Source organism: Blastomonas sp. CCH1-A6 (assembly GCF_001556365.1).
GTDB lineage: Bacteria > Pseudomonadota > Alphaproteobacteria > Sphingomonadales > Sphingomonadaceae > Blastomonas > Blastomonas ursincola.
This window is the reverse complement of the sequence record NZ_LSIS01000042.1, coordinates 1-23,748: the sequence shown is the minus strand read 5'-3', so window position 1 is coordinate 23,748 and position 23,748 is coordinate 1. Positions and strand designations below refer to the sequence as shown.

The 23,748-nt window shown below is 65.3% G+C and carries 23 protein-coding genes, 1 tRNA gene and 1 other RNA gene; 16 read left to right on the top strand and 9 right to left on the bottom strand.

From position 1 onward, the window contains the following. The 3 genes from AX735_RS01990 to AX735_RS01980 form a co-directional block, all read left to right on the top strand. On the top strand, window positions 1–660 hold a 660-nt coding region (locus tag AX735_RS01990; RefSeq protein ID WP_156447389.1), incomplete at its 5' end, for a TonB-dependent receptor. Window positions 661–675: 15 nt separating this feature from the next. Continuing rightward, the gene (locus AX735_RS01985) at window positions 676–1,128 is read left to right on the top strand and encodes a MarR family winged helix-turn-helix transcriptional regulator (protein WP_066274816.1); all 453 of its coding nucleotides are present in this window, start codon (window positions 676–678) and stop codon (window positions 1,126–1,128) included. A gap of 96 nt (window positions 1,129–1,224) precedes the next feature. Further along, the gene (locus tag AX735_RS01980; protein ID WP_066274829.1) at window positions 1,225–2,232 is read left to right on the top strand and encodes a fumarylacetoacetate hydrolase family protein; all 1,008 of its coding nucleotides are present in this window, start codon (window positions 1,225–1,227) and stop codon (window positions 2,230–2,232) included. 15 nt (window positions 2,233–2,247) lie between these two features. On the opposite strand, the gene AX735_RS01975 is transcribed toward AX735_RS01980, so the two are convergent. From AX735_RS01975 to AX735_RS01960, 4 genes are all read right to left on the bottom strand, one after another. Continuing rightward, window positions 2,248–3,198 (bottom strand): hypothetical protein, encoded by a 951-nt coding sequence (locus AX735_RS01975; protein ID WP_066274813.1) that lies wholly within the window; start codon window positions 3,196–3,198, stop codon window positions 2,248–2,250. A gap of 88 nt (window positions 3,199–3,286) precedes the next feature. Continuing rightward, window positions 3,287–4,207 (bottom strand): hypothetical protein, encoded by a 921-nt coding sequence (locus AX735_RS01970; protein ID WP_137775348.1) that lies wholly within the window; start codon window positions 4,205–4,207, stop codon window positions 3,287–3,289. A gap of 218 nt (window positions 4,208–4,425) precedes the next feature. Continuing rightward, complete coding sequence (locus AX735_RS01965) at window positions 4,426–5,406, bottom strand: hypothetical protein (protein ID WP_156447388.1); 981 nt, start codon at window positions 5,404–5,406, stop codon at window positions 4,426–4,428. A gap of 99 nt (window positions 5,407–5,505) precedes the next feature. Beyond that, window positions 5,506–6,162 carry an alpha/beta hydrolase gene (locus tag AX735_RS01960; RefSeq protein WP_023837854.1) on the bottom strand — a complete coding sequence of 219 codons (657 nt, stop codon included), beginning with the start codon at window positions 6,160–6,162 and terminating at the stop codon, window positions 5,506–5,508. A 211-nt stretch (window positions 6,163–6,373) separates the two neighbouring features. Between AX735_RS01960 and AX735_RS01955 the strand changes: the two genes are divergently transcribed. From AX735_RS01955 to AX735_RS01920, 8 genes are all read left to right on the top strand, one after another. Beyond that, window positions 6,374–7,459, top strand: a complete 1,086-nt coding sequence (locus AX735_RS01955) for a cysteine desulfurase family protein (protein ID WP_066274804.1) — start codon at window positions 6,374–6,376, stop codon at window positions 7,457–7,459. Continuing rightward, window positions 7,459–8,589 (top strand): cysteine desulfurase family protein, encoded by a 1,131-nt coding sequence (locus tag AX735_RS01950; protein ID WP_066274826.1) that lies wholly within the window; start codon window positions 7,459–7,461, stop codon window positions 8,587–8,589. Before AX735_RS01955 ends, AX735_RS01950 begins: the two co-directional genes overlap by 1 nt. Before the next feature lie 3 nt (window positions 8,590–8,592). Further along, complete coding sequence (locus AX735_RS01945) at window positions 8,593–8,928, top strand: 2Fe-2S iron-sulfur cluster-binding protein (protein ID WP_066274801.1); 336 nt, start codon at window positions 8,593–8,595, stop codon at window positions 8,926–8,928. A 51-nt stretch (window positions 8,929–8,979) separates the two neighbouring features. Continuing rightward, window positions 8,980–9,075, top strand: an RNA gene (ffs, locus tag AX735_RS01940) — signal recognition particle sRNA small type. 136 nt (window positions 9,076–9,211) lie between these two features. Further along, window positions 9,212–10,960 carry a DNA polymerase III subunit gamma/tau gene (locus tag AX735_RS01935; RefSeq protein WP_066274824.1) on the top strand — a complete coding sequence of 583 codons (1,749 nt, stop codon included), beginning with the start codon at window positions 9,212–9,214 and terminating at the stop codon, window positions 10,958–10,960. Next, window positions 10,957–11,292: a YbaB/EbfC family nucleoid-associated protein gene (locus AX735_RS01930; protein ID WP_060977851.1), complete on the top strand. Its 336-nt coding sequence runs from the start codon at window positions 10,957–10,959 to the stop codon at window positions 11,290–11,292. Before AX735_RS01935 ends, AX735_RS01930 begins: the two co-directional genes overlap by 4 nt. 121 nt (window positions 11,293–11,413) lie before the next feature. Continuing rightward, window positions 11,414–13,810, top strand: coding sequence for an endopeptidase La (gene lon / locus AX735_RS01925; protein ID WP_066274793.1), 2,397 nt, complete (start codon window positions 11,414–11,416; stop codon window positions 13,808–13,810). Between the two features lie 187 nt (window positions 13,811–13,997). Continuing rightward, window positions 13,998–14,270: an HU family DNA-binding protein gene (locus AX735_RS01920; protein WP_017671429.1), complete on the top strand. Its 273-nt coding sequence runs from the start codon at window positions 13,998–14,000 to the stop codon at window positions 14,268–14,270. Window positions 14,271–14,407: 137 nt separating this feature from the next. Here the strand turns inward: AX735_RS01920 and AX735_RS01915 are convergent, their stop codons facing one another. Genes AX735_RS01915 through rlmB form a run of 4 tightly spaced genes read right to left on the bottom strand, consistent with a single transcriptional unit; the run spans window position 14,408 to window position 17,645 of the window. Continuing rightward, a complete protein-coding gene (locus AX735_RS01915) occupies window positions 14,408–15,034 on the bottom strand; it encodes an eCIS core domain-containing protein (protein WP_066274791.1) in 627 nt (208 codons plus the stop codon). Window positions 15,035–15,056: 22 nt separating this feature from the next. Then, window positions 15,057–15,863, bottom strand: coding sequence for a hypothetical protein (locus AX735_RS01910; RefSeq protein ID WP_066274789.1), 807 nt, complete (start codon window positions 15,861–15,863; stop codon window positions 15,057–15,059). A 55-nt stretch (window positions 15,864–15,918) separates the two neighbouring features. Next, window positions 15,919–16,863 carry a hypothetical protein gene (locus tag AX735_RS01905; protein ID WP_066274787.1) on the bottom strand — a complete coding sequence of 315 codons (945 nt, stop codon included), beginning with the start codon at window positions 16,861–16,863 and terminating at the stop codon, window positions 15,919–15,921. 17 nt (window positions 16,864–16,880) lie between these two features. Next, entirely contained in the window at window positions 16,881–17,645 is a 765-nt protein-coding gene (gene rlmB, locus AX735_RS01900) for a 23S rRNA (guanosine(2251)-2'-O)-methyltransferase RlmB (RefSeq protein ID WP_066274785.1), read from the bottom strand. A 158-nt stretch (window positions 17,646–17,803) separates the two neighbouring features. On the opposite strand from rlmB, the gene AX735_RS01895 reads away from it, so the two are divergent. The 3 genes from AX735_RS01895 to pcaF all read left to right on the top strand — a co-directional run bounded on the left by AX735_RS01895 (window position 17,804) and on the right by pcaF (window position 19,937). Continuing rightward, a tRNA-Tyr gene (locus AX735_RS01895) sits at window positions 17,804–17,891 on the top strand. Window positions 17,892–17,973: 82 nt separating this feature from the next. Beyond that, window positions 17,974–18,702, top strand: coding sequence for a hydroxyacylglutathione hydrolase (gloB, locus tag AX735_RS01890; protein WP_066274780.1), 729 nt, complete (start codon window positions 17,974–17,976; stop codon window positions 18,700–18,702). 32 nt (window positions 18,703–18,734) lie between these two features. Continuing rightward, a complete protein-coding gene (gene pcaF, locus AX735_RS01885) occupies window positions 18,735–19,937 on the top strand; it encodes a 3-oxoadipyl-CoA thiolase (RefSeq protein ID WP_066274778.1) in 1,203 nt (400 codons plus the stop codon). A gap of 120 nt (window positions 19,938–20,057) precedes the next feature. On the opposite strand, the gene AX735_RS01880 is transcribed toward pcaF, so the two are convergent. Continuing rightward, window positions 20,058–21,662: a leucyl aminopeptidase gene (locus tag AX735_RS01880; protein WP_066274772.1), complete on the bottom strand. Its 1,605-nt coding sequence runs from the start codon at window positions 21,660–21,662 to the stop codon at window positions 20,058–20,060. A gap of 130 nt (window positions 21,663–21,792) precedes the next feature. On the opposite strand from AX735_RS01880, the gene AX735_RS01875 reads away from it, so the two are divergent. Both AX735_RS01875 and AX735_RS01870 read left to right on the top strand, forming a co-directional pair. Further along, window positions 21,793–22,272 (top strand): TspO/MBR family protein, encoded by a 480-nt coding sequence (locus AX735_RS01875; protein ID WP_066274764.1) that lies wholly within the window; start codon window positions 21,793–21,795, stop codon window positions 22,270–22,272. An 83-nt stretch (window positions 22,273–22,355) separates the two neighbouring features. After that, a complete protein-coding gene (locus tag AX735_RS01870; RefSeq protein ID WP_066274762.1) occupies window positions 22,356–23,669 on the top strand; it encodes an NAD(P)/FAD-dependent oxidoreductase in 1,314 nt (437 codons plus the stop codon). Window positions 23,670–23,748 lie beyond the last annotated feature (79 nt).

The following is a 23,748-nucleotide window of genomic DNA, read 5'->3' as shown; positions in this document are numbered from 1 at the left end:
CCCCAGCTCCGCGCCGCGCTCGCCCCCGAGCGCCTGCGCGGCGCGGAGCTGGGGCTGGATTACGAGATCTACACCATTCGGCTGGGCGCAACTGTCTTCTGGAACCGGCTGGACAATGCCATTGCCAACGTGACGCTGGCGCGCGGACCCGGCAATTTTCCCGGAGTAGGCTTCGTTTCGGCGGCGGGTGCGTTCAGCCAGCGGCAAAATCTCGACGCGGTCGAGGCGAAGGGTGTCGAGATCGAAGCGAGCGGCGATATCGGCGATGTCCGCCTTGCCGCCGCCTATAGCTATGTCGATGCCGAGGTGGAGGCTGCGCCAGCTCAGGCGGCGATCGATGGACGCAGGCCCGCGCAGGTGCCACGCCACTTTGCCACCGGCTCGGTCGGCTGGTTCCCGCGAGGCGGTGACAGCGGCGTGAATATCACGGCGCGCTATGTCGGATCGCAGTTCGAGGACGATCTTGGCCAGCTTGCGCTCGACGATGCGGTCACGCTCGATGCGCGTGCGGCGCTCCGGCTGAACCGCAATCTGCTTGTCGAACTGCGCGGCGAGAACCTGTTCGACACGACCGTGCAGGCGGGCATCAGCGGCCCCGGTATCATCGAACGTGCCCTGCCGCGCACGATTTGGCTTGGCGTGAAACTGGACATTGAATAGCCTGACCGACGCAACATGACCCGCAGCATAACTCGCCTTGCCGATTTCCTCCCCTATCGCCTTTCGATCACGTCGAATGCGGTGAGCGATCTGATCGCGCGCGAATATCGCACCCGCTTCGGCCTGAAGATCCCCGAATGGCGGGTCATGGCGGTGCTGGGCGATGTCGGCGAGGCGACGCAGCGCGAGCTGGTGGCGGCGACGCGGATGGACAAGGTCGCCGTCAACCGCGCGACGAAGACCCTGGGCGAGCGCGCCTTGATCCAGCGCGCACCGAACATGGCGGACGGGCGGTCGCACCATCTGGCGCTGACGGCGGCAGGGCAGGCGCTCTATGCCGAGATTATGCCGCTCGCACTCCAGATGGAGGCGCAGATCATGACCGTGCTCGACGATGACGAACGCGCGCAGCTCTCCGCGCTGATGAACAAGCTGCTGGGGCGCGCGGATTCCCTGACCGATGACTGACCCGCGCCGCCCGGGTCTTGCATTCAAGTTTCATTTGATACTATGCTGCGTGCAGCATCTCCGCATTCCGGCAACAGCAAAAGGCAGCCGCATCCCATGAAGCTTGCATCTCTCAAGAGCGGCCGCGATGGCCATCTCGTCGTCGTTTCGAACGATCTCGCCTGGTATGCCGATGCCAGCCATCTGGTGCCCACGCTCCAGGCGGCACTCGACGATTGGGACCGCATGGCGCCGTATCTCGAGGTGCTGGCGCGCGATCTCGAACATGCCGCCATTCCGCGCGAGCGCTTTCACGAACATGATGCCGCTGCGCCGCTGCCGCGCGCTTATCAATGGGCGGACGGATCGGCCTATGTGAATCACGTCGAGCTGGTGCGCAAGGCGCGCGGGGCGGAGTTGCCCGAAAGCTTCTGGACCGATCCGCTGATGTATCAGGGCGGCTCGGACGACCTGATGGGCGCGCGCGATCCCATATTGCTCAAGGATGAGGCCTGGGGCTGCGATCTGGAAGCCGAGATTGTGGTGGTGACTGGCGACGTGCCCCAGGGCGTGACGCCCGAAGAGGCGCGCGGCTATATCCGGCTGGTCGGCCTGGTGAACGACGTGTCGCTGCGCAACCTGATCCCCGACGAGCTCGCCAAGGGCTTCGGCTTCGTCCAGTCCAAGCCAGCCAGTGCGTTTTCACCGGTGTTCGTGACGCCCGATGCACTTGGCGACTATTGGAAGGACGGCAAGCTGCACCGCAAGCTCCTGGTCGATCTGAACGGCGAACCGTTCGGCCGTGCGGTGGCATCGGACGACTGCACCTTCGATTTCGGCGTACTGATCGCGCATCTGGCCAAGACGCGGCGTGTGCGCGCGGGATCGATCATCGGATCGGGAACCGTCTCCAACCGCGACAGCGATGGCGGCCCCGGTCGCCCGGTCAGCGAGGGCGGCCTGGGTTACAGCTGCATCGCCGAAGTGCGCATGGTCGAGAAGATCACCACCGGAGAAATGAAGACCCCGTTCCTCAAGCATGGCGATACGGTGCGCATCGACGTGCACGACGACAAGGAACACACAATTTTCGGCGCAATCGAGCAGGTGGTGAAGGTCGGCTGAGCAGGCTTGGGAGCGTCAGTCCTGATCGTCACCGGCAGCGGAAGGATTGAGGATCGCGCTGACGAGCATGCGGCGCTGCTTCCAGCCGGCGCGGGCGTGCGGCATGCTGTAGAGCGTTCGCAGCAGTGCGATGTCCCAGTCGGTCGGGTTCGTATAGACATTGCCGGCGTCGAACAGGCCCAGGATCGAATTCGGCATGGGCTGGCTGGTCGGAGTGGTTTCGGCAAAGGCGACCATGGCAGCATAAGCGGCCACGGCATCGAGCGAGCGCCCCTGCGCAAGCTTGACGTCGATGACAACCGTTGCCTTGAACAGCGCGCGAACAGCCAGCGTGCCGATGATGGTCGAGCGATAGGCCTGCACCGTCTCGTTGCCATGGCCGATCGCAGATTGGCCACCAATTCCCGTGCTGAAAGTATTTCCGTCGGTCGCCTGCGCGCCGGCCAATAGCGAATCCGAATTGGCCGTCTTCATGCCATCGGCACCTTGACTGCGGCTGTTGTACCACCAGCGTATCGGAGCGTCGCCCGTCAGCAACTGGTCGCGCTGAACAGGTGTGAGTCCGGCGAGACGGCTCGGTGCCTTTTTCGCCAGCTGGCGCATCAACGCACGCGCGTCGTTGGTGAAGGTCACCGCGATATTGCCCTGGCAGCCTGGAGGGGCGGTCTTGATTCCCGATACCTGCGCAATTTCGCGCATCCGCGCTTCGACAATCTGAGCATGGTCGGCATTGATGCCCACGACCTTCGGGCAAACCGGTTCAAGCCAGCGCGCAACCGGATCGGAGCTGTTGGCGATGCCCGTACGCCGGACATAATCATTCGCCTGCTTGCGCAGCTCGGCCGGGTTGGCGGCGGGGGCGATGACGTGGATTTCCGGTTTGGGCTCCGATTGCGCGATCGCCGGTGCGTGGCCTAATGCCAGCATGCAGACAGCTGCGGTAAGGAACACGGTCGTGCGTTTCATTGTCACGCTCCAACAGCTGCCATTTCTGGCGGAAAGGCTCTTGCCAATGGCCGGGACAGGCTGCCCCTGCTGGGCTCCGGGTGCTGACTCACGGCTTTTCCAAGATCCGCCCGGCCTGTTCGGCATCCTGAACCAGCCTGGCCACCAGCATGCGCCGCTGCTGCCAGCCGGCGCGGGCAGCGGGTATGTCGTAAAGGCCCTGCAGGAAGCTGATGTCGAAGCTGGTCAGCCTGGCCTGGGTTCCGCCGCTGGCGAACAGCCCGAGCAGCGAATTCGGCGGAGGAGTGCCGGGCTCCAGCTCTGCCAGAGCGACCATCGCGGCATAATCTGCAACGCTGTCGAGCGGCAGGCCATGGGCACGATTGATATCGACGATCACCGTCGCGCTCTGCAGCGATCGGATCACCTGTGTCTGCACCACGCCGGACCGGAATGTCCGGATGCCTGGGACACTCAGCAGAACCCCAGACGGCTCGGAGCCTGACCCGAGCGTTTCTGCCGCGGATATCTGCGGAGCGACGCTGACGCCGTCGCTGGTGCCGAGGGTCGTGGCATACCACCAGCGGACGGGCGCGTTGCCGTCCATCAGTTCGCTGCGGGCATGTTGAGGAACGTCGTTGAGCAAGGTTGGATTGCGCGACGCCACGCGCCGGGCGGTTGCCTTGCCATCGGTCACGAAGCTGATGAATATGTTGGCCCGGCAAGGTGCATCGGCCGCCTCGACACCAACCCGCTTCGCCAGCCCGCGCAGCCGGTCCTCCACTATCCGCCCATAGACGTCATGCAGGCCGATCACTCTGGGGCATATCGGCACGTTCCATCGCGCCACCGGATCGTCATTCCGGATGATGCCGGTCTTGCGGATATAGTCGTGCGCGTCCTTGCGCGCTTCGGCTTCGGACAGGCGTTCGCCCAACACCTCGATCTGTATGTCGGCGCCATGGCTGGCGATGGCGAGGCCCGGACTATTCTGGCCCTGTGCGGTGCCGGTAGCAGGAAAGGCAAGCAAGGCAGAGCATGCAAGAATAACGGAATGGCGCAGTTTCGGGCTCGGAAACATCTCGGCCTCCTGATGACGCATCCGTTACATCATGCAGGGATTCTTCGACTTATTCAACCAAACTAATACATTCATAATGGTTTGAATAATCCGGCTATCGAAAAGCATCGATATTCAGTTACGGATCGACCATGTATCGACGCGACGCGTGGGCGCGCCTCGCCCGGTTATTTGACCGTGTCTGCCAGCCCTTCGGTCAGATCCTCTTCATCGTCAATCTGACCGGCCGCTTCCGAATCCTTCAGGATCCTGCCCACGAGCATGCGCTTCTGTTTCCAGCCCGCTCGGGCCGCGGGGATGCTGTAGAGTGCCTTGAGGAAACTAATGTCCCAGTCGGTAGCGCTTGCGACCGGGGTATCGGGCGCAAACAGCCCCAGGATCGAATTGGGAGGAGGGGTCTGTGCTGGCTTCATCTCGGCAAAGGCGACCATCGCGGCATAAGCAGCGACAGCGTCGAGCGGGACACCCTGCGCAAGATTGACATCGATCACCACCGTCGCGCTGCGCAGCGCGCGGACGATCTGGGTGCGGACGATGCTCGAGCTATAGGCCTGCACCGTCGGCAGCCCATTGCCGATCGACGAGCCTCCGCCCTCTGCCGTGCCGCTGTTGGCAGCAAGGCTGTCAGATGTGACCGCACCCACCCCGTCAACGCTGGCTTCCTGCGTCGTATACCACCAGCGCACCGGCGCAGTGCCATTGAGTAGCGCGGACCGATCAGGAATCTGGACTTCACTCAGGCGGCGCGGCGATTTTTTCGCGATGCGCTGAACAACCGCTCGCGCGTTGGTTGTGAAGCTGACGACGATATTAGTCTTGCACGGAGCCTGTGCTGTGTCGATTTCTGCCACTTTCGCGAGTGCACGGATCTTGCGTTCGACAATCGCGGCATATTCGGGCTGAATGCCCAGCACCACCGGACAGATTGGAGTGACCCAGCGCGCCAGCGGATCATCACTGCTGGTCGACACCGTCCGTCTGACGAAGTCGTTGGCTTCCCTGCGCGCCTGCTCCTCGGTCTGGCGCCGGCCGATGACCTCGATTTCGCTTTCCGGGGACGCTTGCTGGGCCTGGGCAGGGACCGGCCCCACGCCAGCCGAGACAATGATGGCCAAAAACAGTGAGAGACTGGCGGATCTGGCAGACATGCATTGCCCCCATGAAATCATGTGGCATGACATTGCAGCAGGACCGATCTGCATGCCATCGCAATTCGACCAAGGCACGCAGATATCCGGCCAGCGCCGTCACCGGATCGGCGAATCCGGGGCTAGGCGCATGTCGAGATAATTGTCGACCGAGTGCATCAGATCGTCGAGCTCGTGCTCGAAGAAATGGTTGGCGCGGCTGATCTCGTCGTGGTGGATGGTGATGTGCTTCTGCGTGCGCAGCTTATCGACCAGCTTCTGCACCGCGCCGGGCGTCACCACCGTATCGGCGGCGCCCTGGACGATGATGCCCGAGGCAGGGCAGGGCGCGAGGAAGCTGAAATCGTACATGTTCGCGGGCGGCGCGACCGAGATGAATCCGCGGATCTCCGGGCGGCGCATCAGCAGCTGCATCGCGATCAGCGCACCGAAGCTGAAGCCCGCGACCCAGGTGGTCTGCGCCTCGGGGTGGAAGCTCTGCACCCAGTCGAGCGCGGCGGCGGCATCGGACAGTTCGCCGATACCGTTGTCGAACGTGCCCTGGCTGCGGCCGACGCCGCGGAAATTGAAGCGCAAGGTGGCAAAGCCGCGGCGCACGAAGGTCTTGTAGAGCGCCTGGGTGATCCGGTCGTTCATCGTGCCGCCGCCCTGCGGATGCGGATGCAGGATCATGGCGACCGGTGCGCGCGGGCGAGGGGCGGGGCTGAAGCGTCCTTCAAGGCGGCCTTCGGGACCGGGAAAGATGACGGCGGGCATGTTTTGCGCTCTTTCGGCTGAAACGACACTAATGTCGGCATGTTGAATATCAGGGCGGCAGAAGCATCCGATAGGGTCGCAGCGGCTGCCGGGAAGGGGCGCTATACGCAATCCGCTCGGGCAAAAGCAACAAAATGCGTGGATTCGCGCCTGACTGCGGTTAGAGGAACGCGATGAGCCGTTGTTCTCTTCCTCACGATCCGCTGCCCCGATGAACCAGCCGCGCATCTATCTGGATCATGCCGCTACGACGCCGGTGCTCGCCGAGGCGCGCGCGGCGATGATCGCGGGGATCGAGCGCTGGGCCAACCCGTCGTCGCCGCACAGCGACGGGCGTGCGGCGCGCGCGGCGCTCGAAGAGGCGCGGCGGCAGATTGCAGGCGCGCTGAACTGGGACGGCGAGGTGATCCTGACCAGCGGTGCGAGCGAAGCCATCTCGCTCGCCATGCTGGCGGGCAAGGCCGATGGCTGGATCGTCAATCCGACCGAGCATGACGCGGTGCAGCGGCTGACGGCGCGCATCCCGGCAGGACGGTCGCTGATGCGGCTCGCGGTCGATCTCGACGGACAGCTGGTGATGGCGAGCCTCGCGCGTGCGCTCGAAACCTGCGGCGGACGCCCGATGGTGGTGGTGCAGTCGGTGAATAGCGAGACCGGGGTGATCCAGGACAATGCCGCGATCACCGCGATGGCGCGCGACGGCGGCGCGCTCAGCCTGTGCGACGCCTCGCAAAGCGCGGGCAAGCTGCCGCTGCCCGATGCCGACATGATCGTGGTCTCGGCGCACAAGCTGGGCGGTCCGCCGGGGATTGGCGCGTTGCTGGTGCGCGATCTCGGGCTGCTCGAACCGCCGGGCGGGCAGGAAAAGGGCTATCGCGGTGGGACGGAGAATGTGCCTGCCGCCATGGGCTTTGCCGCTGCGCTGACGCACGCGCGCTACTGGACCGACCGGGCGGCGGACCTGCGCCATCAGCTCGACAGCGCCATTCGCGGCGCGGGCGGAGAGGTGGTCGCGCAAAATGCGCCGCGCCTGCCGAGCATCGGTAGCTATCGCATGCCCGGCATGGCGGCGAATGCGCAGCTGATCCAGTTCGACCTTGCCGGCGTTTCGGTATCCGCAGGCAGCGCGTGTTCTTCTGGCACGCTCAAGACCAGCGCGGTGCTGACCGCGATGGGCTGGGACGAGAAGGCGGCGGGCGAGGTGGTGCGGGTGAGCTTCGGCCCGTCGACCACCCGCGCGCATGTCTATCGCTTTATCGAATTGTGGCGCGAGATGGCGGCACGGACGAAGCGCTGATGGCCGCTGCCAGCCCGATCTATCTCGATTATCAGGCGACGACCCCGCTCGCGCCCGAGGCTTATGCCGCGATGCTGCCCTGGCTCGGCGGGCCGGAGAGCGCGGGCGGATGGGCCAATCCGCACAGTGCGCACCTGCTCGGACGCAAGGCCTCGGCCGCGGTCGAGGTCGCGCGCGGGCAGATCGATGCGCTGATGCCCAAAGGCGGGCGCGTGATCTTCACCAGCGGCGCGACCGAGGCGCTGAACCTGGCGATCCGGGGGGCGCTGCCCGCGCTCGCGCCGCGCCGACGGATCGTCACGATCGCGACCGAACATGCCGCCGTGCGCGATACGTGTCTGTGGCTGGAGGCGCAGGGCCATGATGTCGTGCTGCTGCCGGTGGACTGCGACGGGCTGGTCGACATGCCCGCGGCGCGCGCTGCCATCACGCCCGACACCGCGCTGGTCGCAGCGATGCTGGTCAATAACGAGATCGGCGTGATCCAGCCGATCGAGGTGCTCTCCGATCTGGCGCACGCGGCGGGCGCGCTGTTCGTGTGCGATGCGGTGCAGGGCTTCGGGCGCGTCGCACTGCCGCAAGCGGCGGACATGATCGCGGTCACCGCGCACAAGATCCATGGCCCCAAGGGAATCGGTGCGCTCTGGGTGCGCGAGGGCACGGCGCTCGAACCGCTGATCCATGGGGGCGGGCAGGAGCAGGGGCTGCGATCGGGCACGCTCTCGCCCGCGCTGTGCGCTGGCTTCGGCGCGGCGGCGAAGCTCGCGGCGCAGCGGGCGGAGGAGGATGCCGCGCATGTTGCATGGCTGCGCGATCGCGCGCTGGAGCTGTTCGCGGGCTGGCAGGTCAACGGATCGCTCAGCCAACGCTATCCCGGCAATCTCAACCTCCGCCGCGACGGGCTGGATGTCGCGCGGCTGATGTCCGATGTGCGCGGCGTCGCCTTTTCCGCGGGCTCGGCCTGCGCCAGCGGTTCGGGGCGGCCCAGCCATGTGCTCACCGCGCTGGGCCTGTCGAGCGCAGAAGTGCGTTCGTCTATCCGGCTGGGCTTCGGGCGCTATACCGGCATTGACGAAATCGAACGCGCCGCGCATTTGATCGTTGATGCGGCCAATCGGCAGATGGGGTGATCGATGATCGAAGTGACGTTCATCAGCGCGGACGGCAAGACCCGTCAGACGGTGCAGGCGAGCGAAGGCGACCGGCTGCTCGATGTCGCGCAGGCCAATGGCCAGCCGCTCGAAGGCACGTGCGAGGGGCAGATGGCCTGCTCCACCTGCCACCTGATCATCGATCCGGCGGATTTCGCCAAGCTGCCCGATCCGGTGGAAATGGAAGAAGACATGCTCGACCTCGCCGTCGCGGTGACGCGCACCTCGCGCCTGTCGTGCCAGATCTTCCTGCGCGAGGAATGGGGCAGCCTGACCTGCCGCGTCCCGGCAGAAAGCTATGACATGCAGGGCGTCTGACCGCGTTTTCAGCCCGGCTTGCTTTTCCGTCATCAACTCGCCATATGGCGCTCGGGAGTCGGGCGGACGTAGCCGTCGCCAATCTGGTCAGGTCCGGAAGGAAGCAGCCACAACGATTTTCGCCGCGGGTCGTCCGGCTCCTACCATCCTATAGCGCCGCATCCTTCACAGGCCCTCTGTTTTGAACAAGCGGGCGGTTTCGGTTTGATCAACTGGCAGCAGCGGCTAATCAGCATCTATGGACGATTCCCGGCCCCAAGATATCGACAATGACGCAGGCGAAATGCCCGGGCTCGGGCTGGACCTGCCAGCTGTCGCCGTACCTGCTGCCGCCGGTGGCCAGGCCTATCGCGTGCTCGCGCGCAAATATCGCCCCCAGACCTTTGCCGAGCTGATCGGTCAGGATGCCATGGTGCAGACGCTGGGCAATGCGATCCGGCGCGAGCGGCTGGCGCATGCGTTCCTGATGACCGGGGTGCGCGGGGTTGGCAAGACCTCGACCGCGCGGCTGATCGCCAAGGCGCTGAACTGCATCGGCCCGGACGGGCAGGGCGGCCCGACCATCGCACCATGCGGTGTGTGCGAGCCGTGCGTCGCGATTGCCGAAGGGCGACATATCGACGTGATCGAGATGGACGCCGCCAGCCATACCGGCATCGACGACGTCCGCGAGATTACCGAGGCAGTGCGCTATGCTGCCGTATCCGCGCGCTACAAGATGTACATCATCGACGAAGCGCACATGCTCTCGAAACAGGCGTGGAACGGTCTGCTCAAGACGCTGGAGGAGCCGCCGCCGCATGTGAAGTTCCTGTTCGCCACGACCGAGGTGAACAAGGTGCCGATCACGGTGCTGTCTCGCTGCCAGCGCTTCGACCTCAAGCGCATCCCGTCCGAACTGCTCGCGAGCCATTTTGCCGAAATCTGCGTCAAAGAGGCGATCACCGCCGAGCCCGACGCGCTGGCGATGATCGCCGATGCCGCCGAAGGCTCGGTGCGCGACGGCCTGTCGATCCTGGACCAGGCGATTGCCCATGCCGATCTTGGCGGCGATGCCAGCGAGGGCGCGCCGCAGGTTCGCGCCGAACAGGTCCGCGCGATGCTCGGCCTGTCCGATCGCGGCGCGATGCGGCGGCTGTTCGCGCATCTGATTGCGGGCGATGCCGACGCGATGCTCGCCGATCTCGATGCGCAGCACAGCCTGGGCGTCGATCCGGTCGCCGTGATGCGCGGGCTGCTGGCAATGGTGCATGCGATTACGCTGCAGAAATCGGCGGGGCGAGTGCGCACCGTGCATGGCGAGGAAGACCGCGCCGCGCTCGCCGACTGGGCGGGCAAGCTCGGCCATGCCAGCCTGCACCGGCTGTGGCAGCTGCTGCTCAAGGGCCATGACGAGATCGAGAGCGCGCCGGTCCCCCGCGAGGCGTGCGAGATGGCGCTGCTGCGTGCGCTCTATGCCGCGACCATGCCCGATCCGGGCACGCTCGCCCGCAGGCTGGCCGATGCGCCGGCGGGAGGCACCGCGCCCTCTCCCTCCGAGGCTGCAGCGCCGCCGCCGCCACCGCCTGCCGAGGAAAGCCCGCCCTGGAATGCGGCTCCCGCCGAGCCGGTAGCGCCTCCGCCACCCGCCACGCCGCGGACCATGGCCGATCTGGTCGACATGCTCGACAATGCCAACAAATGGCTGATCGCCGCTCAGGTCAAATCGGACATGCGGCTGATCGAGCTGGGCGAGGACAGGCTGATCTATCAGTCCGCCACCGGCCGCGACGATTATGTCCCGCTGCTGCGCGAGGCTCTCGCCTCGATCACCGGGCGGCGCTGGGAGGTCGAACGCGGCGAGGGCGAGGCGCAGCCGACGCTGGCCGAGCTCGAGCAGCAGGCCGAAGCGGCGATGCGCGACGAGATTCTGAACCATCCGCTGGTCAAGGCGACCCAGGCCGCCTTTCCCGATGCGGAAATAGACTGGACTGCGGCGGAAATCTCCCCACATGGAGACGAAACCCTGCCAACACGGAGTGCCAAGGCATGAAAAGCATGGAAGAGATGATGGCGGCTGCGCAGGAAGCGGCGCAGACCGTCCAGCGCCAGATGAACGAGGCGCAGGCCAAGCTGGAATCGATCGAGGTCGAAGGCGCAGCGGGCGGCGGCCTGGTCAAGGTGCGCGCCACCGCCAAGGGCCGCATCCTCGGCGTGTCGATCGACGACAGCCTGATGGTGCCTGCCGACAAGCAGATGCTGGAAGATCTCATTGCCGCGGCGTTCAACGATGCGCGCACCAAGGCGGATCGCGCGAGCGAGGAAGAGATGGGCAAGATGGCGCAGGGCCTGCCGCTGCCGGCGGGTTTCAAGCTGCCGTTCTGAATGCGTTAACCTGGGTGGGTGCAGGATCGCTTGTCGTGGATAGACCCGGCAACCATATAAGCCGGTGAGATGCCACCGGACGGCCGGTGACCAACCCCAGATGGATTGAACCGAATTGACCATGTCCCAGACCTATCCCCTGCTGCCCTTGCGCGACATCGTGGTGTTTCCGCAGATGATCGTGCCGCTGTTCGTCGGCCGCGACAAATCGGTCGCTGCGCTCGAGCGTGCGATGGAGCAGGACAAGGAAATCTTCCTCGTCGCGCAGCTCGATCCGGCGCGTGACGATCCTGATCGCGATGATCTCTACGATATCGGCGTGGTCGCGACCGTACTGCAGCTGCTCAAGCTGCCCGATGGCACCGTGCGCGTGCTCGTCGAGGGCGGCGAGCGGGCACGGCTCAACCGGCTCGAAACGAGCGGCGATCATGTGCTCGCCGAGGTCGAGACCATCCCGGCGCGCGCTGTCAGCGGTACCGATGTCAACGCGCTGATGCGCTCGGTGGTCGAACAGTTCGAGAATTACGCCAAGCTCAACAAGAAGCTGCCGGCGGAAACCGCGGTGCAACTCGCCGAGATCGACGATGCCTCGAAGCTCGCCGATGCGGTCGCCGCGAACATTTCGGTCAAGGTCGCCGACAAGCAGAGCCTGCTGACCGAGGACGATCCGGTCAAGCGGCTGGAAATGGTGTTCGGCTTTATGGAAGGCGAGCTCGGCGTGCTGCAGGTCGAAAAGAAGATCCGCGGCCGCGTCAAGCGCCAGATGGAAAAGACCCAGCGCGAATATTATCTCAACGAACAGCTCAAGGCGATCCAGTCGGAGCTGGGCAACGGCGATGGCGATGACGGCAATGGCGTCAACGAGTTCGCCGAGAAGATCGAGAAACTGAAGCTCTCGCCCGAGGCCAAGGCCAAGGCGACCGCCGAGCTCAAGAAGCTGCGCGGCATGGCGCCGATGTCGGCCGAAGCCACGGTCGTGCGCAATTATCTCGACGTGCTGCTCGGCCTGCCCTGGGGCAAGAAGTCCAAGCTCAAGAAGGACATTGCCGAGGCGCAGACGATCCTCGACGACGACCATTTCGGGCTCGAAAAGGTCAAGGACCGGATCATCGAATATCTCGCCGTTCAGGCGCGCACCAACAAGCTCAAGGGGCCGATCCTGTGCCTCGTCGGCCCTCCGGGCGTCGGCAAGACCTCGCTCGGCCGCTCGATCGCCAAGGCGACGGGGCGTGAATTCGTGCGCCAGTCGCTGGGCGGCGTGCGCGACGAGGCGGAAATCCGTGGCCATCGGCGAACTTATATCGGCTCGCTGCCGGGCAAGATCGTCAACAATCTCAAGAAGGCAGGCACCAGCAATCCGCTGTTCCTGCTCGACGAGATCGACAAGCTTGGCCAGGATTTCCGGGGCGACCCGGCCTCGGCGCTGCTCGAGGTGCTCGATCCCGAACAGAACACCAAGTTTCAGGACCATTATCTGGAGATCGACATCGATCTTTCGGACATCATGTTCGTGACCACCGCGAACAGCCTGAACTTGCCGCAGCCGCTGCTCGACCGCATGGAGATCATCCGGCTCGAAGGCTATACCGAGGACGAAAAGGTCGAGATCGCCAAGCGGCACCTGATCGCCAAGCAGATCGAATCGCACGGTCTGAAGGCGGGCGAGTTCGAGCTGACCGAAGAGGGCCTGCGCGACCTGATCCGCTATTACACCCGTGAGGCGGGCGTGCGCACGCTGGAGCGCGAGATTGCGCGGCTGGCGCGCAAGTCGCTGCGCCGCATCCTCGAGGGCAAGGACAAGGCCGTGGTCATCACGCCCGAGAACCTGTCCGAGTTCGCGGGCGTGCGCAAATATCGCCACGGCATCGGCGAGGCGGAGAACGAGATCGGCGCGGTGACGGGACTGGCCTGGACCGAGGTGGGCGGCGAGCTGCTGACCATCGAGGCGGTGACCGTACCCGGCAAGGGCGCGATCAAGACCACCGGCAAGCTCGGCGAAGTGATGCAGGAATCGGTGCAGGCGGCGTTCTCGTTCGTCAAGGCGCGGGCGCCGGCTTATGGCATCAAGCCCAGCATCTTCGCGCGCAAGGATATCCATATCCACCTTCCCGAAGGCGCAGTGCCGAAGGATGGTCCGTCGGCTGGCATCGGCATGGTAACTTCGATCATCTCGACGCTGACCGGCAACGCGGTGCGCCGCGATGTTGCGATGACCGGCGAGGTCACGCTACGTGGCCGCGTGCTGCCGATCGGGGGCCTGAAGGAAAAGCTGCTCGCGGCGCTGCGTGGCGGTATCACCACGGTGCTGATCCCGCAGGAAAACGAGAAGGACCTGGCCGAGATCCCCGAAAACGCCAAGCAGGGGCTCAAGATCATTCCGGTGTCCCATGTCGACGAGGTGCTTCGCGTCGCCCTGGTCGATCCGCTCGTGCCGATCGACTGGACCGAGGCAGACGAGCTTGCGGCGCAGCCGCCGGTGGCCGCCACGGACATTGCGGAAGCAGCAGTGAAACACTGACTTGCATGGTGCATTGCAGCATCTGAAAGAGAAGCGCGCATCCGGGATCGCATTACGGTAACATTGCGACAAAACGCCCGGAAATGCGCGCTTTTCCCTTTGACAGTCCGGTCAAATCGGTTCTTACTCAGCCCCCTCAAAGCCGCGATTCAGCAATATTCAACAAAAATCAGGGGGTTCCCACGGCATGAACAAGAACGATCTCATTTCGGCAGTTTCCGAACAGGCTGGTATCACCAAGGCCGACGCCAGCAAGGCGGTGGAAGCGGTGTTCGATTCGATCAGCGGCGCGCTGGCAAAGGGCAGCGAAGTCCGTCTCGTCGGTTTCGGCACCTTCTCGGTGAGCAAGCGCAAGGCATCGACCGGACGCAATCCGCGCACCGGCGAAAAGATGGAAATCAAGGCATCGACCCAGCCCAAGTTCAAGGCCGGCAAGGGCCTGAAAGACGCGGTCAACTGATCGTATCCGCCCTGCCTCTTGGGCGGGGCAGCGCAGACGCTTTGAGCGGGCAGGGGTCGCAGCTAACCCTCCCCGGTTGAAATGCTAGAAACAGGGGAAGGCGGCGCGAACAGTGCCGCCTTTTCTTTTGCCCGTTTTCAGTTGCCGGCCTTGCGGATGGCTGCGGTCACCCTGTCTGCCCGGCGGGTCGCCTCGCGCTCGATCGCGCGCCAGTCGGTAATATAGGCGGCGGCGAAGCCATCCACGCCCATGCGCCGATATTGCTCGACATGCGCGAGTTCGTGCGCCCACATCCAGACATTCTCGGTCAACCGCGTGCTGGAGAAAACGACCTGACGGTTCAGCGCGATCGCGCCTTCGTCCATGAACTGTTCGGCGATAATCGCGCCCAGATCGACGCGACCCGTGCCAATCGTCCAGCGCGTCGCAGACAGCGTCTCGGGCTTGAAATGCGGCATGAGCAGCTTTCGCATGTCGGCGGGAATGGGCTTGGCGCCCGCACGGGCAGCCTGGCTTTCGCCATGCCGGATCGCGCGCGCGAGCACGGGGGCGGTCAGTCTCGCCGATCGCCGTGCAAGCTGCTCGGACCCGCGCCGCGCCTCTCCGGCAATGGCGCCTGCCGAGCGTCCCCCCAAGGCCTCCATGACGCGGTTCAGTTCTGCTGGCGGGCGAAGCAGTTTCTCGTCGGGACGCTCGATGCATCCCGGAAGAGTGCAGGCTGTCAGCGCCGCCAGCATTCCCATCACGTGTCGCGGTCCGATCATCCGCGAACCGCTACGCGACCGCTTACTGACCGGCAAGCCCGATCAGCGCTTCCGGCCCCTTGGACAGGCGGCTGTTGACGACCCATTTCAGCGTCGCGTTCGCGCCCGCCATGGTCGGGCCGTCCTCGGTATTGTTGGTGAGGATGCGGCCGTCGGTGGTGATAGTGAACGTGCCTTCGGGCTTGGGCTGTCCAGGCTTGCCCTTGGCATCGGCTGCACCCGCCATCGCGCCCAGCGCCGCCATCTCGCCGCCGCCCGCTTCGCCCGAATAGGCAGGGGCAGAGACCTTCACGCTGCCGTCCTTGCGGCCGATGATGGTGACGAAAGGCATGATCGCGTTGCCGCCATCGACCAGCGGGAAGGCGAAACCATGCGTGCTGTTGCCGGTGATCGAATATTCGACATCGATGATGCGGTTGCCGCGATAGCTGACCTTATTCCAGCCGCGCTGCTTTTTCAGCTGCTCGACCAGATCGGCAATGCTCTCGTCACTGCCTAGGCCGCCCATCTCGCCGCCCATGGCATTGCCGACCATTCCGGTCTCCGCCTTGCTTTCGGCCTGCGCCGCGTCGAAATCCTTGCGCTGTTGCGCCAGTTCGGCCTCGGTGCATTCGCGCTCGTCGCCTGTGTCGTCGCTATAGCAGGGGCTCGCCGAGAACTCGGCGGGCGGCGGCGACATGTCGGTCACCACGATCTCGCCGACATAGGTGAAGGTGAAGCTGCCATCGCGCCGGAGATCCAGCGAGGAGGTGAACTTGCCCGGCGACAACAGGCAGCCGGTGAGCAGCAGCGGGGCTGCCAGCGCGGCGAGGATACGCACGAATCTCATGTCTTGGTCCTTTGTACAGGTGCGACCCGTCGGAACCAGTGTGGCGGGTCCGGTCTCAGGCCGGGTTGAGCGATATCAGCGCCTCGGGCGCGCGATCGCGCCGGGCATTGACCTTCCATTCGAGCACGCGCATCGCACCCGACACGCTCGGGCCGTCTTCGGTGTTGTTGGTCAGTATCTCGCCATCGGTGCGGATGGTGAACATGCCGTCGGGCTTGGGCAGGTTGGCGAAGATCTTCGCCTCCTCGCTGTTGCTGGAGGACCCCACCGCCTGCAGGATCGACATCAGACCGCCCATATTGCCGCCCATGAAGCTGGTCTGGCCGCCAGCAGCAAAGGCGGGCGCGTCGATGCGCACGGAATTGTTGGTGCGCGCGGTGGCGACGATGAACGGCGTGATGCCCTGCACCTTCTCGATCGTCGGGAAGCTGTAATCCTGGTCGATCCGGCCCGAGATCGCATAATCGACGGTAAACAGGCCGTCGCCCTTGTGCACGATCTCGCGCCAGCCCTTCTGCTTCTTGATCCGGGTGATGAACTCGTCGATCGCGTCGGGCGAGGTGGGGTCGATGCCACCGAGCATCGCCTTGAAGATCTCGATATTCTTGGCGTCCTCGGCCTTCTTGGCCGCGCGCTGCTCTTCCCAGGCTTCTTTCTGGCTCTCGATCTCGGCGGGGGTGCATTCGCGTTCGAGTGCTTCCTCGGCCCAGCCTTCGCCGTCCTGCTCGTCCTGGGCATAGGCGGTCTTGAGCACCGCCGCGTCGACCTCGGCGGGCTCGCCATAGCAGGGGCTGGGGGTGAACTCCGCCTTGTTGTCGTCGAGCGCTGCGCCCATCGCGATCAGTTGCGACAGGCCGAGTAGGTGGATGTCGCCCTTGTAGGTGAAGCTGAAGCCGCCGCCACGCATCACGGTCATGTCAGCAGCGAACTTGCCGGGCGAAAGCAGGCACCCGGTCAACATCCAGGCGGCGGCGGCCACCGCCAGTATCCGCAGCCCCATTCGCCCCCCGGCACGCATCAGCCTTCCCCCCGATCCATTCGAATCGCGTAGAGCGAGATGGCGGCCGCGTTCGAGACGTTGAGGCTTTCCATCGCACTGCTGATCGGCAGGCGCGCGAGTGTATCGCAATGGCCGGCGACATTGTGGCGCAGGCCTTCACCCTCGGCTCCCAGCACCAATGCGACCGGGCCGGTGCCCAGCACCTCGGCCAGGGTGTCCTCGGCCTCTCCGGCAAGGCCGATGCGCCAGTAACCGGCATCGGCCATTTCCTCGAGCGCGCGCGACAGGTTCACGACTCGCACCCAAGGCACGATCTCCAGCGCGCCAGAGGCGGCCTTGGCGATGGTGCCCGATTCGGGCGGCGCGTGCCGATCCTGGGTGATGATCGCGGCGGCATCGAAGGCGGCGGCGGAGCGGAAGATCGCGCCGACATTGTGCGGATCGGTGACCTGATCGAGCACCACCAGCGGGCGCAGCGGATCGCCCGAGAGCACATCGCCGAGCAGCATGTCGTCGAGCGGCTCGACCTCGATCACGATTCCCTGGTGCGGCGCATCGCGCGCGACCAGGCGGGCAAGATCGGCGACATCGGCATATTCGACCGACACGCCCGTGGGCAGATCGAATTGCGCCAGCGCCTCGCGCGTGCCGCGAATCCAGCGAATCTGCCGCTCGGGATTGTTGAAGGCCGCCTCGCAGGCATGCGTCCCCCAGAATCGCGGCAGCTTGCCGCCCTCGAGTCCCGCCTTGCGGTTGCGGTTGCGTGCGCCGCGTTTTGCCATGGTTTGTGGTTCTTTCTTGGGCGCGGGGAACGCCGGTGTTGATAGTTTGCAGCTTTTCGTCCTGTCGGCATTGACAGGCAAGCACGAATTGTTCAAGGGACCGCCTCTCGGCAAGAACGACCCCCTCCAGGGGGTCAACGCACTGGGTTTAAGCGCGTGGACAGGTGGCCGAGTGGTTGAAGGCAGCAGACTGTAAATCTGCCCGGGTAATGCCGAACGGTGGTTCGAATCCATCCCTGTCCACCACCCCCTTTATTGATCATGATAGAGGGGGCGTGCTCCCAATGCGCCCTTGGCAAGCGCAGTGCGATTGGGCACAACGCTTGGCATGATCGAAATTGCGCGTATCCCCGCCCTGTCCGACAATTACATCTGGCTGGTGCACGAGCCGGTGAGCGGTGAGACCGTCGTCATCGACCCTGCCGAGGCCGAGCCGGTGCTGGCCGAGGCCGAGGCGCGTGGCTGGACGATCACGCAGATCTGGAACACGCACTGGCATCCCGATCATGTCGGCGGCAATGCGGCGATCAAGGCGGCAACCGGCTGCGCGATCACCAGTCCCGAGGCAGAGCGCGAGCGGATCGCGGCGTTCGACACCACGGTGAAGGGCGGCGATGTGGTGCATCTGGGCGCGCTCAGGGCCGATGTGATCGACGTCCCTGCGCATACCGCGGGCCATATCGCCTATCATCTGCCCGATGAGCAGGCGATCTTCGTGGGCGATACGCTGTTCGCGATGGGCTGCGGGCGGTTGTTCGAGGGCACGGCCGAGCAGATGTTCGCCAACATGACGCGGCTGGCGGCGCTGCCCGGCGAGACTGCGGTCTATTGCGCGCACGAATATACCGAATCGAACGGGCGCTATGCGCTGGTCGCCGAGCCCGACAACCAGGCGCTGGCCGAGCGGATGGAGCAAGTGCTGGCGATGCGCGCGCGCGGCGAGCCGACCGTGCCGACCACGATCGCGCTCGAACGCGCCACCAATCCCTTCATGCGCGCCCGCTCCGCCGAGGAACTCGCCGAGCGCCGCGTCGCCAAGGACAATTTCCGGGGCTGAGACCACCGGATCGATACCTGAGAGGACCTGCCATGACCGAAGCCTTTATCTGCGACGCGGTGCGCACGCCGATCGGACGTTATGGCGGCGGGCTGGCGAGCGTCAGGCCCGACGATCTGGCGGCGGTGGTGCTGCGTGCGCTGGTCGGGCGCAATCCGGGGCTCGATGCCGGCGCAATCGACGATGTGCTGATGGGTTGCGCCAATCAGGCCGGTGAGGACAATCGCAACGTCGCGCGGATGGCCGCATTGCTCGCGGGCCTGCCGGAGAGCGTGGGTGGGGCGACGATCAACCGGCTGTGCGGATCGGGGCTCGACGCGGTGGGCAGCGCCGCGCGCGCGATCCGCGCGGGCGATGCCGATATGATGATCGCGGGCGGCGTGGAAAGCATGACCCGCGCGCCGTTCGTGATGCCCAAGGCAGGCACCGCCTTTGCCCGCGACAATGCTGTCTATGACACCACCATCGGCTGGCGCTTCGTCAATCCGCTGATGAAAGCGGTGCATGGCGTCGATTCGATGCCCGAGACGGCGGAGAATGTCGCCGAGGATTTCGGCATCGCCCGCGCCGATCAGGACGCGTTCGCGCTGCGCAGCCAGCAGCGGGCGGCCGCCGCGCAGGAATCGGGGCGGCTGGCGGCGGAGATCGTCCCGGTCAGCATCCCGCAGCGCAAGGGCGAACCGCTGATCGTCGATACCGACGAGCATCCGCGCATGACCTCGATCGAGGCGCTGAGTGCGCTCAAGCCCATCGTGCGCCCCGGCGGCACGGTGACGGCGGGCAATGCCAGCGGCGTCAACGATGGCGCGGCAGCGCTGATCGTCGCGTCCGAAGCCGCTGCGGTGCGCCATGGCCTGACCCCGCGCGCGCGGATCATCGGCACGGCGGTGGCGGGCGTGCCGCCACGCATCATGGGTATCGGCCCGGCACCAGCAGTGCAGAAGCTGCTCTCGCGGGCGCGCGTGACGCTGGGCGAGGTCGATGTGATCGAGCTCAACGAGGCCTTTGCCGCGCAGGGCCTCGCCGTGCTGCGCCAGCTCGGCCTGCCCGACAATGCGGCGCATGTGAACCCCAATGGCGGTGCGATCGCGCTGGGCCATCCGCTCGGCATGTCGGGCGCGCGGCTCGCGCTCACCGCCACCGAAGAGCTGCAGCGCACCGGCGGACGCTATGCGATCGCGACGATGTGCATCGGCGTGGGGCAAGGGATCGCCATGCTGATCGAGCGGGTGTAACCCGAGGCGTCAGACCCCACCGTCATTCCCGCGAACGCGGGAATCCCGATTTCTTGCAGACGCTGAATCAGCAAAGCGGGACCCCCGCTTTCGCGGAGGTGACGGGCCAGTTTCGTGCTATCACTCCCCAGCCACCTTGGGCACCGGCTGGAAATCGCGCACGAAGCGCTCGAGCAGGCGCACGCCATAGCCGGTCGATCCAGCAGGTTTCAGATCGTTCGCGCCGCCCCAGGCCATCCCTGCGATGTCGATATGCGCCCAGGGCGTTTCGGGCTTCACGAACGCGCCGATGAAATGCGCGCCCGCGCCGGCTCCGGCGCCACCTGCACCCGAATTCTTGATATCGGCGATGGTCGATTTGGTGTCCTCGGCATAGCTCGGGTGCAGCGGCATGCGCCAAAGCGCGTCGCCGCTCGCGTCGCCTGCTTTCATCAGCTGATCGGCCAGCGGATCGTGGCGGCTGAACAGCCCGGCATAATCGTCGCCCAATGCGGTCATGATCGCGCCGGTCAACGTCGCCATGTCGACGATCGCTGCTGGGTTGAGCTTCGCATCGGCATAGGCAACCGCATCGGCGAGGACGAGGCGGCCTTCGGCATCGGTCGAGATGATCTCGATGGTCTTGCCGTTCATTGCCTGCAGCACGTCTGCGGGGCGCGCGGCATTGCCGTCGGGCATGTTTTCCGACAGCGCCGCGATCGCGACGACATCGACCGGCGCGCGCGATTTGGCCAGCGCCAGCGCTGCGCCGACAACGCTCGCCGCGCCCGACATGTCGAACTTCATGTCGCCCATGCCGGCCCCGGCCTTGAGCGAGATGCCGCCGCTGTCGAAGGTGATTCCCTTGCCCGCGAGCACGACCGGACCGGTCGAAGGTGCACCGCGTCCGGTATAGCGCACGATCAGCATGCGCGGCGGCCGCGCCGATCCGCGTCCCGAACCCAGGATCGAGCCCATTCCGAGCTTTTCCATCGCAGGCACGTCGAGCGCCTCGATCGTCACGCCGGGGACGCCCGCAAAGGCTGCGCGGGTGCGTTCGACAAAGCTTTCGGGATAGATGACGTTGGCCGGCTCGTTCGAAAGGTCGCGCGCGAAGGCCATCGCCTCGACCAGCGGCTTGCCGCGTCCTTCATAGGCGGCGCGGGCGGCCTCGCCGCTTTCGGTGACGATGGTCGTCGCGGCCATCGCAGCGGCCTCGCGCGCCTTGGCCTGATAGAGGTCCGAGCGATACTCGCCGATGCCCATGCCGGTGGCGAGCTCGGCCACCGCCTCGGCGGGCAGGCCATTTGCCAGCACGGTGATCGGGCCCTTGTCCTTCATCAGCGCGCGCCCTGCCATCACGCCGAGCTTCTGCACGGCTGCTGCGCTGAGGTCCGACCCGGTGCCGACGACATGGATGCGGTCCCATCCACCGATCCCGCGCAGGCTGAGCGTGCCGGACTTATAGTCGAACTCCGCTGCGGCGAGCGCACGGGCGATCCCGGCGCGTTCGGCTTCGGATAGCGCGCTGGCGCGGCTCGCGAGATCAGCATCGCTGGCCAGCGGCAGTACCAGGCTACGCGATGGCGCGGGCAGGGCGCTGGCAAAGCTGACCGGGCGGAATTGCGCCTTTGCAGCCTTGAGCGTCAGCGAGGGCTTCACCGCCTCCTGCGCGTGTGCAGCCAGGGGCGTTGCCATGGTCAGTACGGCGAAGCTGCTGGCGACCAGCAGGTGACGGATACGCATCAGGAAACCCCTTTTGTCTTCGTAACATTGGCAACCATATCAGCAGCTTGAGCCGCTGGCGGCAAGCAAAGATGCGCGCTGAGAGCCGATGGCATTGTCTTGTCTGCCCCTCAACCCCATGTGCTGACCCATGTTCAGCACCCCCGTCATCGCCGCAATCGCCTGGGCCGTCATTCTGGGCGGGGCAGGCGGGCTGCTGACCGAGATCGGGGCCTGGTACAGGAACCTCAGGAAACCGAGCTGGCAGCCGCCCGACTGGCTGTTTGGCCCGGCCTGGACGATCATATTGGGCCTTGCCGCCTGGGCCGCCGTGCTGGCGTGGGACGGCACGCAGACCGAGGGCGACCGGATGATCGTCATCGCGCTCTATGTCGCGAATTTCGTGTTTCACCTGCTCTGGTCGCCCTTGTTCTTCAAGTTCAAGCGGCCCGACTGGGCGCTGGTCGAGGTCGTCTTTCTCTGGGCGTCGGTGTTCGCGATGTGCGTCTGGCTGCGGCCTTATTCAGTGCTCGCGAGCTGGCTGATCGTGCCCTATCTCGTCTGGGTCAGCTTTGCGGCGATGCTCAACGCGAAGATTGTGCAGCTCAATCGCCCGTTCCGCCGCGCCTGAACTTTATCGGATCGGGCGCGCCAAATCGCTTGGTGGCTCGGTAATATGTGTTAACTTTGCTTGACACTATTCAGGGGGCCGGTGTGAGCGACCAGAAGACGCAGATTGTCGTGGTGGGCGGAGGCGCTGGCGGGCTCGAGCTGGTACGACGGCTCGGCAGCAAATACGGCCGCGACAAGCACGACATCATTCTGGTCGACCGCAACCTCACGCATATCTGGAAACCGCTGCTGCACGAGGTCGCCGCAGGCTCGCTCGACGCCAATCTCGACGAGGTCGGCTATGGTGGCCATGCGGTGCGCTGGGGTTATCGTTTCTTCAACGGGGCGCTCGAAAGCATCGACCGCACGACGCGGCATATCACCACCGCGCCGCTGCTGGACGATGCTGGCAAGGAGGTGATCGGGCGGCACCGCATCCGCTACGACTATCTGGTGCTCGCCTTTGGCGGTGTCTCGAACGATTTCGGCGTGCCGGGCGTGCGCGAAAATGCCCAGTTTCTCGAGCATCGCGGCCAGGCAGACAGCTTCCGCCAGAAGCTGCTCAACGCGTGCCTGCGCGCCAATCACGAGCATAACACCGGCAATCCCGAAGCGCGGGTGCGCATCTGCATCATCGGCGGCGGGGCGACCGGCGTGGAGCTATCGGCCGAACTCTACAATGCCGCCAAGTCGCTGCGTTATTATGGCCTCGAGGTGTTCGACGAGAGCAAGCTCGAGGTCACGCTGCTCGAGGCGGGACCGCGCATCCTGCCGCAGATCGATGCCGAGCTGGCAGGCACGGCGCGACACGAGCTCGAGCAGCTCGGCGTCAGCGTGCGCGAGAATACCCAGGTCGTGCAGGTCAACGAGCATTCGGTCGAGACCAAGGCGGGCGAATCGATCCCTGCCGACCTGATCGTCTGGGCCGCAGGGGTGAAAGGTGCCGATGGCGTCACCGAGATGAGCGATCTCGAACTCAACCGGCTCAGCCAATTCGTCGTCCGCCCGACACTGCAGACGACATTGGACGACCATATCTTCGCACTGGGCGATTGCGCCTCATGCCTGCTGCCCGGCCAGGAGCGACCGATCCCGCCGCGCGCGCAATCGGCGCACCAGATGGCGAGCCATGTCTTCGACAATCTGTGCCGGATGCAGCAAGGCAAGCCGCTCAAGGATTTCGTCTACAAGGACCATGGCTCGCTGGTGTCATTGAGCCGCTTTTCCACCGTCGGCAGCCTGATGGGCAATCTGGTCGGCGGGCGCATGGCGGTGGAAGGACGGCTGGCGCGCTGGGCGTACCAATCGCTCTACCGCATGCACCTGATCGCGATCCACGGCTGGTGGCGCGGCATATCGCTGATCGTCATCGGCCATGTGAACCAGATCGTGCGGCCCAAGCTCAAGCTGCACTGATCGGCCTGCGCCGCGATCAGCCGCTGCGCTGATCCACCAGCCTGCCGCCCTTGAACAGCGCAAGGCAGCGGCCTTGCAC